A 13,167-nucleotide genomic window follows, 5' to 3' on the forward strand; every position below is an offset into this window, starting at 1 on the left:
GAAAAAGACGCGACAGATCACATTATCTCAGCGCGGTCAGGGAGGGTATAAACGGAGAAGGAATGGGCTAATGCACAAGACAAAGAGGCCGGGATAGCGGTATTTACCCCGGCTTTTTTAACAGAAAAGAAGGGCTAAGCGCGTCCCCAGCCGGCCACAATAATCAGCATGCCGCACAGCGCAACCAGCGCCCCGGCCCAATCATAATGGCTCAGTTTGACGCCATCGACGAAACGCAACCATAGCAGAGCGGTGCAAACATATACCCCGCCATAAGCGGCGTACACCCGCCCACTTGCCTCCGGGTGCAGCGTCAACAGCCAGACAAAAAGCGCCAACGCCAGGCCGGTCGGAATCAGTAGCCAGGGCGTCGCCCCACGTTTTAACCATAGCCACGGTAAATAGCAGCCAATGATTTCACACAGCGCGGTGGCAAAGAAAAGCAGCGTGGTTTTTACCATTTAAAACGTCGTAAGTTGAGCAAGCGTTAACTCATTCTACGCAATAATGGCCGTCGTTAACTCTATTTTGTCGGGTATGCCGTCGAAAGGAGATGTAGTAAACTCACACCACGGGGATCACTTAAAGGAAATCGTGATGAACACAACACTGAACAAACGCTGGTGTCTGACCGCCCTGCTGGCGCTGAGCGCGATGGTCTTTACCGCATCGTCGTTCGCCAAAACGGACAAGCTGGTCATTGAGTCCGGCGACAGCGCCCAGAGCCGCCAGCAGGCCGCGATGGAAAAAGAGCAGTGGAACGACACCCGCTCTTTACGCCAGAAGGTCAACAAGCGCGCCGAAAAAGAGTGGGACAAAGCCGACGTGGCTTTTGATGCCCAGGACAACTGCCAGAAGAGCGCGAACGTCAACGCGTACTGGGAACCTAACACCCTGCGCTGCCTTGACCGCCGCACTGGCCGCACTATTACTCCGTAATGTATGGCGCCTGCGGGCGCCATAATCAGTAAAACTTCGCTATAACACACAGGTATTCCCATGACTGACGCTTATCACGTCAAACTCCGCCCGCTTGAGCGCGAAGACCTCCGCTTTGTCCACCAGCTCGACAACAACGCCAGCGTTATGCGCTACTGGTTTGAAGAGCCCTATGAAGCCTTTGTTGAACTTTCCGACCTGTACGACAAGCACATTCACGATCAGAGCGAACGCCGCTTTGTTATTGAATGCGACGGCGAAAAGGCCGGACTGGTTGAGCTGGTTGAAATCAACCACGTGCACCGTCGCGCTGAGTTTCAGATCATCATCTCCCCTGATTATCAGGGCAAAGGACTGGCCACCCGCGCCGCGAAGCTCGCCATGGATTACGGCTTTATGGTGCTCAACTTATATAAGCTCTACCTTATCGTCGATAAAGAAAATGAAAAAGCGATCCACATCTACCGCAAGCTCGGATTTATGGTGGAAGGTGAACTGATCCACGAATTCTTTATTAACGGTGAATATCGCAATACCATCCGTATGTGCCTGTTCCAACACCAGTATCTGGCCGAGCATAAACCACAGGGCCAGACGCTGCTGAAACCGACGGCTCAGTAATAGTCAATGGTGCTTTTGATGGTGTAGTGGCGGATCAGCGCAGGCTGTACGCTGTCGTCGACAACCTTAAGCTCACAGCTTACCGGGTTGTCGTGGTCGTCGTAATCGCAGGTCTGACTTACGTTGCCCAGCGTGCGGTCATTAAAGATGCTCACTGCGGTGTAGTCCATCTTTTTGCGCGGATCGGACGACGGCGTTGAGCTTACCGTAAAACGCTCGCCTTTAGCGGTGGTCGTTTTACCCAGCGGATAGCCTTCGCTATCATAGCGGTAGGTCGCGGTGCTCTCCTTGCCGCGAGCGGTCACAACAAATCCGTTATCATCGGTTTCCCACGACACGCCCGCCGAAGGCATTTCCGCCAGCTGGCATTTTCCTTGCAAACGCAGGCGTTTTTCCTGGCTTTGCGCATCCAGATAGTAGTTCGCGTCCAGCACCAGCGCCGCGCCGGTTTTGTTCTCCAGGTCTTCAAATGCCAGCAGGTCAAAGCACCCTTCGCTGGATAAACGCCCTTTAACCCACTTCACCACTTCATCATGTTCGTCATACAGCGTCTGGCTAAACTCTTTAACCGGCCCACGCAGCGGATCGAACTCAAATTCGTTAGAAAAACTCGCCATTTCGGGAGTGAAGGCCTGAGGTGCTCCCTTTTCATCGCAGGCGCTAAGCGCTCCGACAGCCAGTAACAGCAAAAACCGTTTTTTCACGCGCGATTCCTTTTGTGCATAGTACAATCATATTAGCAAATACAATTGTTTACACCACTTCTGCTATGCTTAATTCTGGATAACGTCAATAAGGAGTTTATGATGAAACTATCCCCCTGGCTCTGTGCGGCCCTGCTTCTGGGTTCGACAGCTGCTTTCGCGGCGCCGGATTCCTGCGAGCGGGTAAAAAGCGATATTCAGCAGAAAATCATCAACAACGGCGTCCCGGAATCGGGCTTTAGCCTGGCGATCGTCCCGAACGACCAGCCCGATCGGCCCGGCGAGCAGGTGGTCGGCCACTGCGCCAACGATACCTTTAAGATCATCTACACCCGCGACAGCGGCGCGCAGTAACCTCACCGCATGACTGGAGAAGTCTTATCCCTTGGTTGACCGGGGATAAGATCTCTCTACTCCGTTTTAAGTAAGATCCCTCACTCTCCACGCCGACATTAAGCAGGCGTTGGCATTACGCCATTATAACAAAATCATGGAGTGAGCAATGTCTAACCAGGAACATACCGACGGCCTTACCCGCCGAACGCTAATCAAATCAACCGCCCTTGGTTCGCTGGCCCTCGCCGCCAGCGGTTTATCGCTGCCTTTCAGCCTGCGCAATGCCGCCGCCGCTGTGCAAGACGCTACGCGCGGTGAAGAACGGATTGTCTGGGGGGCCCGCTCGGTCAACTGCGGCAGCCGCTGCGCGCTGCGTTCACACGTGCGTGACGATGAAGTCGTCTGGGTCGAAACCGACAATACCGGCGCGGATATTTATGGCGATCACCAGGTGCGCGCGTGCCTGCGCGGCCGTTCCATTCGCCGGCGCATTAATCATCCCGATCGCCTTAATTATCCCATGAAGCGCGTCGGTAAACGCGGCGAAGGCAAGTTTGTCCGCATTAGCTGGGAAGAGGCGCTGGATACGATTGCCAGCAATCTCAAACGCATCGTCAAAGATTATGGCAACGAAGCCGTTTATATTAACTACTCTTCGGGGATTGTCGGCGGCAACATGACGCGTTCGTCACCCACCGCCTCACCGGTAATGCGCCTGATGAACTGCTACGGCGGCTCATTGAATCAGTACGGAACCTACAGTACAGCGCAAATTGCCTGCGCCATGCCCTACACCTACGGCAGCAATGATGGCAACAGCACCTCCGATATTGAAAACAGCAAGCTGGTGGTGATGTTCGGTAATAACCCGGCAGAAACCCGCATGAGCGGTGGCGGCATCACTTATTATTTAGAACAGGCGCGCGAGCGCTCTAACGCGCGAATGATCGTTATCGACCCGCGCTATACCGATACCGCCGCCGGGCGGGAAGATGAGTGGATCCCGATTCGCCCCGGCACCGACGCCGCGCTGGTGGCCGGCATCGCCTGGGTGCTGATTAATGAAAATCTGGTCGATCAGCCATTCCTCGATAAATACTGCGTCGGTTACGATGAGAAAACGCTGCCGGCAGATGCCCCGGCGAACGGGCATTACAAAGCGTATATTCTCGGCGAGGGTGACGACGGCACGGCGAAAACCCCACAATGGGCATCGCGGATCACCGGCATTCCCGCCGACCGCATCATCAAGCTGGCCCGGGAAATCGGCAGCACGAAACCGGCTTATATTTGCCAGGGATGGGGACCGCAGCGCCAGGCTAACGGTGAACTGTCGGCCCGAGCGATCGCCATGCTGCCGATACTGACCGGCAACGTCGGCATTAACGGCGGCAACAGCGGCGCCCGCGAATCCACCTATACCATCACTATTGAACGCCTGCCGGTGCTGACCAATCCGGTGAAAACCGCCATCTCCTGCTTTAGCTGGACTGACGCCATCGTTCGCGGCCCGGAAATGACCGCCACCCGCGACGGCGTACGCGGCAAAGAGAAGCTGGATGTGCCAATTAAATTCCTCTGGAACTATGCCGGCAACACCATCATCAACCAGCACTCGGATATCAATAAAACCCACGAGATCCTGCAGGATGAAAGCAAATGCGAGATGATCGTGGTTATCGAAAACTTTATGACTTCATCGGCCAAATATGCCGATATTCTGCTGCCGGACCTGATGACCGTCGAGCAGGAAGATATTATTCCCAACGATTACGCCGGCAATATGGGTTATCTCATTTTCATTCAGCCGGTCACCTCCGCCAAATTTGAGCGCAAACCTATCTACTGGATCCTTAGCGAAGTGGCAAAACGGCTTGGCGAGGATGTCCACCAGAAGTTTACCGAAGGCCGTACCCAGGAGCAGTGGCTGCAGCATTTATACGCGAAAATGCTGGCGAAAGACCCGGCGCTCCCGAGCTATGACGAACTGAAAAAGATGGGGATTTATAAACGTAAAGACCCCAACGGCCACTTTGTCGCCTATCGCGACTTCCGTAAAGACCCGGCCACCAATCCGTTAAAAACCCCGTCGGGTAAAATCGAGATTTACTCCAGCCGTCTGGCGGAGATCGCCGCAAACTGGCAGCTCGAAAAGGACGAAACCATTAGCCCGCTGCCGATCTACGCCTCAACCTTTGAAGGCTGGGATGATCCTTTACGCGAGAAGTTCCCGCTGCAAATGTTCGGCTTCCACTACAAGGCGCGCACCCACTCAAGCTACGGCAATGTGGATATACTGCAGGCAGCCTGCCGTCAGGAGGTGTGGCTAAATCCTCTGGACGCCGAAAAACGCGGGATCAAGAACGGCGATATGGTGCGCGTATTCAACGCCCGCGGCGAACTGCGGATCCCGGCCAAGGTGACCCCGCGCATCATGCCCGGCGTGTCGGCGATGGGCCAGGGGGCCTGGCATGATGCCAATATGAATGGCGATCGTATCGATCGCGGCTCCTGTATTAATACGCTGACGACGCACCGCCCTTCGCCGCTGGCTAAGGGCAACCCGCAGCACACCAATCTGGTCGAAATCGAGAAGGTTTAAGGAGTAAACCATGAGCGCTCAGTATGGATTTTTTATCGACTCCGCCCGCTGCACGGGCTGTAAGACCTGCGAGCTGGCCTGTAAGGATTATAAAAACTTAACGCCTGATGTCAGCTTTCGCCGCATCTACGAATACGCGGGCGGCGACTGGCAGGAAGATAACGGCGTGTGGCAGCAAAACGTCTTCGCCTATTACCTGTCAATCGCCTGCAACCACTGCGCAGATCCGGCCTGCACGAAAGTATGCCCCAGCGGCGCCATGCACAAGCGCGATGACGGTTTCGTGGTAGTGAACGAAGAGGTATGCATCGGCTGTCGCTACTGCCATATGGCCTGCCCTTACGGTGCGCCGCAGTACAACGCGGCAAAAGGCCATATGACTAAATGCGACGGCTGCTATGACCGGGTCGCCGAAGGTAAAAAACCGATATGCGTCGAGTCCTGCCCGCTGAGGGCTCTCGACTTTGGCCCCATCGAAGAACTCCGCGAAAAACACGGTCAGCTGGCCGCCGTCGCTCCGCTGCCGTCTGCGCACTTCACCAGGCCGAGTATCGTGATCAAACCGAACGCCAATGCGCGTCCGTGCGGCGATACCACCGGCTATCTGGCCAACCCGAAGGAGGTATAAAATGGGAAACGGATGGCATGAATGGCCGCTGGTGCTGTTTACGGTGCTGGGGCAAAGCGTCGCAGGGGCGATTATCGTCAGCGGGCTGGGCTGGCTTTCGCTGAATAACAACTCCGAAGCCCGGCAGCGCCTGGTGCGGGGCATGTTTTTTATCTGGCTGATAATGGGGATTGGTTTTCTCGCGTCAATCATCCACCTCGGCTCGCCGCTGCGGGCATTTAACGCCCTTAACCGGGTGGGATCATCGGCGTTAAGCAATGAAATTGCCAGCGGCGCGCTGTTTTTCGCCGTCGGGGGTTTCTGGTGGCTGGTGACGATTCTCGGGAAAATGCCGCGGGTTCTGGCGAAAGCCTGGCTCCTGCTGACTATGCTGCTCGGCTGCCTGTTCGTCCTTGAGATGACCATGGTGTACCAGATTGATACCGTGCCGACCTGGTATAATGCCTACACCACCGCCGCATTCTTCCTGACAATGGTGCTGTGCGGGCCGCTTTTCGCCGCCCTGCTGCTGCGCGTAGCCAACGTGCCGTTTAACGGCAGAGTTTTCGCTTCGATGAGCGTGCTCGCGCTGCTGGCAAGCCTGGCGGTCGTCATATTGCAGAACAGCGAGCTGGCGGAGATCCACAGCTCCGTACAGCAGGCCAGCGCACTGCTGCCTTATTATGGCTGGCTGCAAATCCTGCGGTTAGTTCTTTTGGCGCTGGGTCTCGGCTGCTGGATCTGCCCGCTGGCAAGACGCCAGAATCCGCGCATCGCCAGCTTGCTGCTCGGACTGGCACTGGTGATGCTCGGCGAGTTTATCGGCCGCGGCCTGTTTTATGGTCTCCATATGACCGTGGGTACGGCAATTGCCGGTTAATAAACGGGTGCTGCGGCACCCTCTGCTGTAAGGAATGGTATGATGCAATCGCAAGACCGCGACGCTGTCGCACTCAGCGCCCGCACGCTGGGCGCTCTGTTCTCTTTTGCGCCGGACAGCGAGCAGGCTGCTCCGCTGGTTGCGGCCCTGCGCGACGGCAGCTGGCGAAGTCAGTGGCCCTACGCGGTGACGGACGGCCTGGCGGCGCTGTTCGCTCGCGAGGACGATGAACCGCTGCCGGAAGCCTGGCAGCGGCTGTTTATCGGTCCGTGGGCGCTGCCTGCGCCGCCGTGGGGCTCCGTCTGGCTGGATAAAGAAAGCGTGTTGTTTGGCGACTCAACGCTGGCGCTTCGTGAATGGATGCGGGTAACCGGCATCGCGCTGTCCGAACAACGTTCGGAGCCGGAAGACCACTTTGGCACCCTGCTACTGCTGGCAGCCTGGCTGTGCGAATCTGCTCAGGATGAGGCCTTTAACCAGCTTCTGGCCTGGCATCTCCTCCCGTGGTCCGGCCGCTTTCTGAGCGTATTTGTGGCCGAGGCGAATCAGCCTTTTTATCAGGCTCTTGGCCAGCTGGCGCAAGAGACGCTGGCGCAATGGCAGGCGCGGCTGCCCTGTGCGGTGGCCGAGAAACCGCTCTACCGTTAACTCCCTCAGCTGATGCCCGCCAGCCGGGCATCACCTGCAAGTGACAATGTCACCTTTCCGCTTCATTCGCACTTATCGCTTTTGCTTATATCTTTATATCCAGAGAAAATAAGCCATCTGTTTCGCTAATCGTATTCGCTAATGCATCGTCTTCACGCTTATCCTGATGTCCAGGTTATGTTTCGCCGTCTGGTCATTGCCATGCTGGTCGGCGTCTTCGCCGCCCTCGCGGTTGCCCTGTTCCGCCATGCAATGGCGGGACTGGAAAGCCTGTTTCTGAGCAATGACAGCGGAAGTCTGGTGAACGCCGCTGAGTCTATGCCCGGATGGCGTCGGCTGTTAACGCCAATGCTGGGCGGCCTTGCCGCAGGCGCCCTGCTATGGTTCTGGCAGCGCCGCAGTGTTGAACGTCCGCACGCGCCAACCGACTACATGGAAGCTCTCGAGACCGGCGACGGCGGGTTTGATACCCCGGCCAGCCTGGTAAAATCGCTGGCCTCTCTGCTGGTGGTCACCACCGGCAGCGCTATTGGCCGGGAAGGGGCGATGATCCTGCTGGCCGCGCTGGCCGCCTCGCTGTTCGCCCGCCGGTTTACGCCAAAAGATGAGTGGAAGCTGTGGGTCGCCTGCGGCGCCGCCGCCGGGATGGCCAGCGCATACCATGCGCCGCTTGCCGGCAGCCTGTTTATCGCCGAGATCTTATTCGGCACTCTGATGCTGGCGTCGCTTGGTCCGGTCGTCATTGCTGCGGTAACCGCCCTGCTGCTCACCAATCTGCTGAACGGAAGTTCGGCGCCGCTCTACCACGTTGAGTTTCACGCCACCCTGCGCGCGACCCACTATGGGTTAATGCTGGCAACGGGTTTGCTGGCCGGGCTTTGCGGGCCGCTGTTTATCTGGCTGATGAGCTATAGCCATCAGTGCTTTGTCCGGCTGCGTCTGTCGCCCCCCTGGCAGTTGGCGCTGGGCGGGCTTATCGTCGGCCTGCTCTCGCTTCTCGCGCCGGCCGTCTGGGGAAATGGCTACAGTGTCGTACAAAGCTATCTGCTTTCGCCGCCGCTCTTCAGCGCTATCATTCTTGTCTTTGTCTGCAAGCTGCTCGCCGTGCTGGCCAGCAGCGGTTCCGGCGCGCCGGGGGGGGTGTTTACGCCAACGCTGTTTGTTGGCCTAGGGATCGGCATGCTGTTCGCCAGCCTGACGGGACTGTGGCTACCTGATTACCAGGAGATCGCGATAATGATAGGCTTAACCGGCATGGCGGCGTTTCTGGCGGCGACAACCCATGCGCCGATTATGTCCACGCTGATGATTTGCGAAATGACCGGACAGTACGTTTTACTGCCCGGTTTATTGATTGCCAGCGTACTGGCATCGGTGCTGTCGCGGACGTTACGCCGGGATTCTATCTACCGCCATCATCTCGCCGAGCATCGATAAGTCGATATACTGGCTCAGTTCGCGCTGTTCCGCGCGCGGCAAGTAAGGCAATTCACCGATGAGCGGCGCTGGCAGTTTTTTGCTCAGCACATCGATAATTTCAGCATAATGCGCCAGGCCCGGATTAATACGATTGGCAACCCAGCCAATCAGCGGCAGGCCGTCGTTAGCGATAGCCTGTGCGGTCAGCAAGGCATGGTTGATGCAGCCTTCCTGAATCCCCACCACCATCAGCACCGGCAGCTGTTCCTGTACCACCCACTCCGACAGCGGACGCAGATCGTTCATCAGGCTGCGCCAGCCTCCGGTACCTTCGACTACCACATGCTCAACCTGCGCGCTCATGCGCTGCAGGCCGTCCGACAACAGACCGTAGTTGATTGGGCAACTATGCGCCACGCTGCTTTCATCTTCGCTTAACGCGATGGGATTGACAGCATCATACGGTAACACCAGCGATGACACGCTCTGTAAAACCAGCGCATCTTTGTTCCGCAGTCCGTCCGGCGTCTCTTTACTGCCCTTCGCCACAGGCTTGTACCCGGCTACGCTTTTGCCGCTGGCAGCGAGTGCCTGCAACAGCGCACGGGAAACGACTGTCTTGCCGACAGAAGTGTCAGTACCTGTTATGAAGAAACGCTTAAACATCACTAACCCCACAGTTATGTTGATGAAATATACGGGAGAGAAATAATCAACTGTGGAAAAAGTCTACGCGATGCCATCGAGGGCGGGCTTGAGATAGCGCAATTTTTGGTGTGAATATGAAAAAATGTTAACCCTGTAACAGTCGTATGAGCAACGATCCGTTATAGAGGGCATCCTTTACCAGAGCCGCACCAGCCATCGTTCCCCGGTTAGAAAACTGCGTGCTTTCAACGGCAATATGTCGGCTATAGGCCGGTAACGATTGTTGTCGAATGCAATCAGATATTGCCGGAAATAAAATATCAGCGGCGAGGTTGAAAGGTGAACCGATAAGGATTTTCTGCGGGTTAAAGAGGTTAACCATAATCGCCAGAATCCGCCCAACGTGGTTCCCGACGCCGCTGATAATGTCGCGGGCAAGTAAATCCCCCTGCAGCGCGGCCTCACATAGCCACTCGACGCTGAGCGGCTGCTGATGCAGCATTGAGCTCATCGACTTGGCCATGCGGATCTGCGCCAGTTCCAGCACGCTCTCGACGCTGGCAATGGTTTCCAGACAGCCATGGTTGCCGCAATAGCAGCGTTTCCCATACGGGTCGACCTGAGTGTGGCCGATTTCAACCAGACTGCTGCTGCCCGCGTGCAGCAGACGACCGTCGGTGATCACCCCCGCCCCCACGTTGTGATCGATAACCACCTGAATCACATCGCGCGCCCCCCTGGAGGCGCCAAACAGCGATTCGGCCATGGTCCAGGCGCTGATGTCGTGCTGAATATAGACCGATACGCCGGTATGATTGGCTAAAATCTCGCCCAGCGGCATATCCTTAACGTCTTCATAAAATGGCATCCGGTGAATAATACCGTGCTCGGTGTCGATAATTCCCGGCATAGTGACGGCAATGGCGGTTAAACGCTCCAGCTTCTTTTGGTGACGAATAAAGAACTGGTCTACGTGATCGAGGAGCCGCGTCGCAAAGGGCTGGACGTGTTGTAATGCCAGCTCCAGCTGCTCTTCCACCACCAGCGCGCTGCTCAGATCGCGAAGCGCGAGGTGGATTTCGCCGCGGCTGATGCGGATTGAGAGGTAGTGCCAGGCTTCGGTTTCCACCATCAACCCTACGGCGGGCCTTCCACGGCTTCCAGGCTCCTGGATTTCCGTTTCCTGAACCAGATGCGCTTCCAGCATTTCGCGGACGATTTTAGTGATACTGGCAGGCGCGAGCTGCGCGAAGCGCGAGAGGTCGATGCGCGACACCGGGCCAAGCTGATCAATCAGGCGATAAACTGCGCCCGCGTTGGTCTGCTTTATTTGATCGATATGGCCTGGCTGACTGTCCGCTACCACCGTTGACTCCCTTTATTTTCGCGCTTCGAAATAAACTGAGGGCTATGGTGAAGCACTTCAACGGTACTCGTCAAATTTTTACTTAGCCTTGTGATTTACCGCACATTTTTAGCCCTGATTTGTCTTAAATGCATCACCTGGCGCTGGCCAGCAGCGATTCGCGAAAACGGCGCGCCGCCTGACCCTGCTCACGATGCTTAGACCATACCAGCCACATTTCCGAGACCGCATCCTGCTCTTCGATGGGCAACCAGCACATTTCCGACAGCTGAACCCGCCGGAATGAGGCCGGTAAAATCGACACGCCAAGCCCGGCGGCAACCAGGCCGATAATGGTCATGGCTTCCCCCACCTCCTGGGTGATGACCGGCGTCAGGTCGTAGCGGCGCATTAACCCCAGAATATCGTCATACAGTCCGGTACCAACATGAGGATCAAAAAAGACGAACGGCTCCCGCGCCAGCTCCCGCAGGCTAACGCCAGGCTGGCTCGCCAGCGGATGGTCCCGGGGCACCATCGCCAGCAGCGGTTCACGCAGCACTCTTTCCCAGACCAGCGTTTCCGGCAGTTGGGTGTTACGCATCAGCCCCAGGTCCAGCGCCCCTTCGTTTAGCGGCACAATCTGCTCGCGAGTGTTGGTTTCCCGCGTCTGAATATGCACATCCGGATAGCGATGGCGGAAGGTCGACAACGTGTCCGATACCGCCTTAATAAAGGGAGCCGACGAAGTAAAGCCAATGCGTAGTTCACCAGTCTCGCCGTGGTGAAGACGAGCGGCCCGCGCGGCGGCATCTTCCACCTGCGAGAGGATCTGCCGACTATCGGCGAGAAACTGCTTGCCGGCATCCGTCAGGCTAACGCTGCGGTTGGTACGAGCAAACAGACGTGCGCCAATTTGCTGCTCAAGGATTTGAATCTGCTGGCTAAGCGGCGGTTGAGATATGTTCAACCGCGCCGCCGCATGACCAAAATGGAGTTCTTCCGCCACCGCAATAAAGTAGCGCAGATGACGCAGCTCAATATTCATATTTAAAACGTCTTATTTGAGATTATTAATATATTAGACAGAATATTTACATTTTCATACCCTTAATAAGTGCCCTGCAAGGTCATTTAACTCTGTATATCAGCAAGGATTTTTCCGTGAGCCGTACAACTACCGCTGACGCCGTCCCGGCAAGCGACGTCAGCGACACCATCGCTCCTCAGCCAAACCAGTTTATCAAACGCGGCACTCCGCAATTTATTCGCGTTACGCTTGCGCTCTTCTCTGCCGGACTGGCGACTTTCGCGCTGCTTTATTGTGTTCAGCCGATCCTGCCCGTGCTCTCCACTGAATTCGGCGTCTCACCAGCCAGCAGCAGTATCTCGTTGTCCATCTCCACCGCCATGCTGGCGGTCGGCCTGCTGTTTACCGGCCCGCTCTCTGACGCGATTGGCCGCAAACAGGTAATGGTGACGGCGCTGGTGCTGGCTTCCTGCTGCTCCCTGCTGTCGACGATGATGTCCAGCTGGCACGGGATCCTGATTATGCGCGCCCTGATTGGTCTGTCGCTGAGCGGCGTGGCGGCGGTCGGCATGACCTACCTGAGCGAAGAGATCCATCCCAGCGTGGTGGCGTTCTCGATGGGGCTGTATATCAGCGGTAACTCCATCGGCGGCATGAGCGGTCGTCTGCTGACCGGTGTATTCACCGATTTCTTCGGCTGGCGGATTGCGCTGGCGGTCATTAGCGGCTTCGCCCTTGCCGCAGCACTGATGTTCTGGCGCATCCTGCCGGAATCGCGCCACTTCCGTCCGACCTCGCTGCGACCAAAAACGCTGCTGATCAACTTTCGTCTGCACTGGCGCGATCGCGGGCTGCCCCTGCTGTTCCTCGAAGGTTTTTTGTTAATGGGGTCTTTCGTCACTCTGTTTAACTATATTGGCTATCGCCTGATGCTCTCGCCGTGGTCATTAAGCCAGGCGGTCGTAGGCCTGCTTTCGGTGGCCTATTTAACCGGAACATGGAGCTCGCCAAAAGCCGGTGCGATGACCGTGCGCTATGGCCGCGGCCCGGTGATGTTGTTTTCCACGGCGGTTATGCTCGGCGGGCTGTTGATGACGTTATTCTCATCGCTGTGGCTGATTTTCATCGGCATGCTGCTGTTCTCTGCGGGATTTTTCGCAGCCCACTCGGTCGCCAGTAGTTGGATCGGCCCACGAGCCCGCCGCGCGCGTGGCCAGGCCTCGTCGCTCTATTTATTCAGCTACTATCTGGGATCCAGCATGGCGGGGACATTAGGCGGCGTGTTCTGGCATAACTACGGCTGGAACGGCGTTGGCGGGTTTATTGCGCTGATGCTGCTGGCTGCGCTGCTTACCGGCGCCTGTTTGCACAAGCGCCTGAAGTAACGC

The 13,167-nt window shown here is 56.7% G+C and carries 14 protein-coding genes; 9 read left to right on the forward strand and 5 right to left on the reverse strand.

Annotated features, from left to right (window positions below; all coding sequences use genetic code 11):
- Window positions 1-134: 134 nt before the first annotated feature.
- Window positions 135-461, reverse strand: coding sequence for a YnfA family protein (locus ACSIPU_RS02675; protein WP_004102445.1), 327 nt, complete (start codon window positions 459-461; stop codon window positions 135-137).
- Window positions 462-597: 136 nt separating this feature from the next.
- Between ACSIPU_RS02675 and ACSIPU_RS02680 the strand changes: the two genes are divergently transcribed.
- Together ACSIPU_RS02680 and speG are read left to right on the forward strand one after the other, a co-directional pair.
- Window positions 598-939 (forward strand): DUF1283 family protein, encoded by a 342-nt coding sequence (locus tag ACSIPU_RS02680; RefSeq protein WP_004102447.1) that lies wholly within the window; start codon window positions 598-600, stop codon window positions 937-939.
- Window positions 940-999: 60 nt separating this feature from the next.
- Window positions 1,000-1,560: a spermidine N1-acetyltransferase gene (gene speG, locus ACSIPU_RS02685; protein WP_004102449.1), complete on the forward strand. Its 561-nt coding sequence runs from the start codon at window positions 1,000-1,002 to the stop codon at window positions 1,558-1,560.
- Here the strand turns inward: speG and ACSIPU_RS02690 are convergent.
- Window positions 1,554-2,264, reverse strand: a complete 711-nt coding sequence (locus ACSIPU_RS02690) for a YnfC family lipoprotein (protein WP_004102453.1) — start codon at window positions 2,262-2,264, stop codon at window positions 1,554-1,556. The two genes, speG and ACSIPU_RS02690, sit on opposite strands and share 7 nt — an antisense overlap.
- A 102-nt stretch (window positions 2,265-2,366) precedes the next feature.
- Between ACSIPU_RS02690 and ACSIPU_RS02695 the strand changes: the two genes are divergently transcribed.
- From ACSIPU_RS02695 to clcB, 6 genes are all read left to right on the forward strand, one after another.
- Entirely contained in the window at window positions 2,367-2,618 is a 252-nt protein-coding gene (locus ACSIPU_RS02695) for a DUF1161 domain-containing protein (RefSeq protein WP_004102460.1), read from the forward strand.
- Between the two features lie 148 nt (window positions 2,619-2,766).
- Window positions 2,767-5,202, forward strand: a complete 2,436-nt coding sequence (ynfE, locus tag ACSIPU_RS02700; protein ID WP_435321565.1) for a selenate/tellurate reductase subunit YnfE — start codon at window positions 2,767-2,769, stop codon at window positions 5,200-5,202.
- A 10-nt stretch (window positions 5,203-5,212) separates the two neighbouring features.
- A complete protein-coding gene (locus ACSIPU_RS02705; protein WP_004102463.1) occupies window positions 5,213-5,830 on the forward strand; it encodes a DMSO/selenate family reductase complex B subunit in 618 nt (205 codons plus the stop codon).
- Window position 5,831: 1 nt separating this feature from the next.
- A complete protein-coding gene (locus ACSIPU_RS02710) occupies window positions 5,832-6,689 on the forward strand; it encodes a DmsC/YnfH family molybdoenzyme membrane anchor subunit (protein WP_004113347.1) in 858 nt (285 codons plus the stop codon).
- A 39-nt stretch (window positions 6,690-6,728) separates the two neighbouring features.
- Window positions 6,729-7,337 carry a Tat proofreading chaperone DmsD gene (gene dmsD, locus ACSIPU_RS02715; protein ID WP_049095544.1) on the forward strand — a complete coding sequence of 203 codons (609 nt, stop codon included), beginning with the start codon at window positions 6,729-6,731 and terminating at the stop codon, window positions 7,335-7,337.
- A gap of 141 nt (window positions 7,338-7,478) precedes the next feature.
- The gene (clcB, locus tag ACSIPU_RS02720) at window positions 7,479-8,774 is read left to right on the forward strand and encodes a voltage-gated ClC-type chloride channel ClcB (RefSeq protein WP_049101156.1); all 1,296 of its coding nucleotides are present in this window, start codon (window positions 7,479-7,481) and stop codon (window positions 8,772-8,774) included.
- Here clcB and bioD read toward each other — a convergent pair.
- From bioD to ACSIPU_RS02735, 3 genes are all read right to left on the reverse strand, one after another.
- The gene (gene bioD / locus ACSIPU_RS02725) at window positions 8,727-9,422 is read right to left on the reverse strand and encodes a dethiobiotin synthase (RefSeq protein ID WP_004102470.1); all 696 of its coding nucleotides are present in this window, start codon (window positions 9,420-9,422) and stop codon (window positions 8,727-8,729) included. The two genes, clcB and bioD, sit on opposite strands and share 48 nt — an antisense overlap.
- 127 nt (window positions 9,423-9,549) lie before the next feature.
- Complete coding sequence (gene mlc / locus ACSIPU_RS02730) at window positions 9,550-10,770, reverse strand: sugar metabolism global transcriptional regulator Mlc (RefSeq protein ID WP_004102473.1); 1,221 nt, start codon at window positions 10,768-10,770, stop codon at window positions 9,550-9,552.
- A gap of 133 nt (window positions 10,771-10,903) precedes the next feature.
- Window positions 10,904-11,797 carry a LysR family transcriptional regulator gene (locus ACSIPU_RS02735; RefSeq protein WP_004102475.1) on the reverse strand — a complete coding sequence of 298 codons (894 nt, stop codon included), beginning with the start codon at window positions 11,795-11,797 and terminating at the stop codon, window positions 10,904-10,906.
- A 116-nt stretch (window positions 11,798-11,913) separates the two neighbouring features.
- Between ACSIPU_RS02735 and ACSIPU_RS02740 the strand changes: the two genes are divergently transcribed.
- Window positions 11,914-13,164 carry an MFS transporter gene (locus tag ACSIPU_RS02740; protein ID WP_004102477.1) on the forward strand — a complete coding sequence of 417 codons (1,251 nt, stop codon included), beginning with the start codon at window positions 11,914-11,916 and terminating at the stop codon, window positions 13,162-13,164.
- The last annotated feature ends 3 nt before the right edge of the window (window positions 13,165-13,167 follow it).

The sequence above is a fragment of the Klebsiella sp. HN106 genome, from assembly GCF_051209435.1.
In the GTDB taxonomy this organism is placed as follows: Bacteria; Pseudomonadota; Gammaproteobacteria; order Enterobacterales; family Enterobacteriaceae; genus Klebsiella; species Klebsiella oxytoca.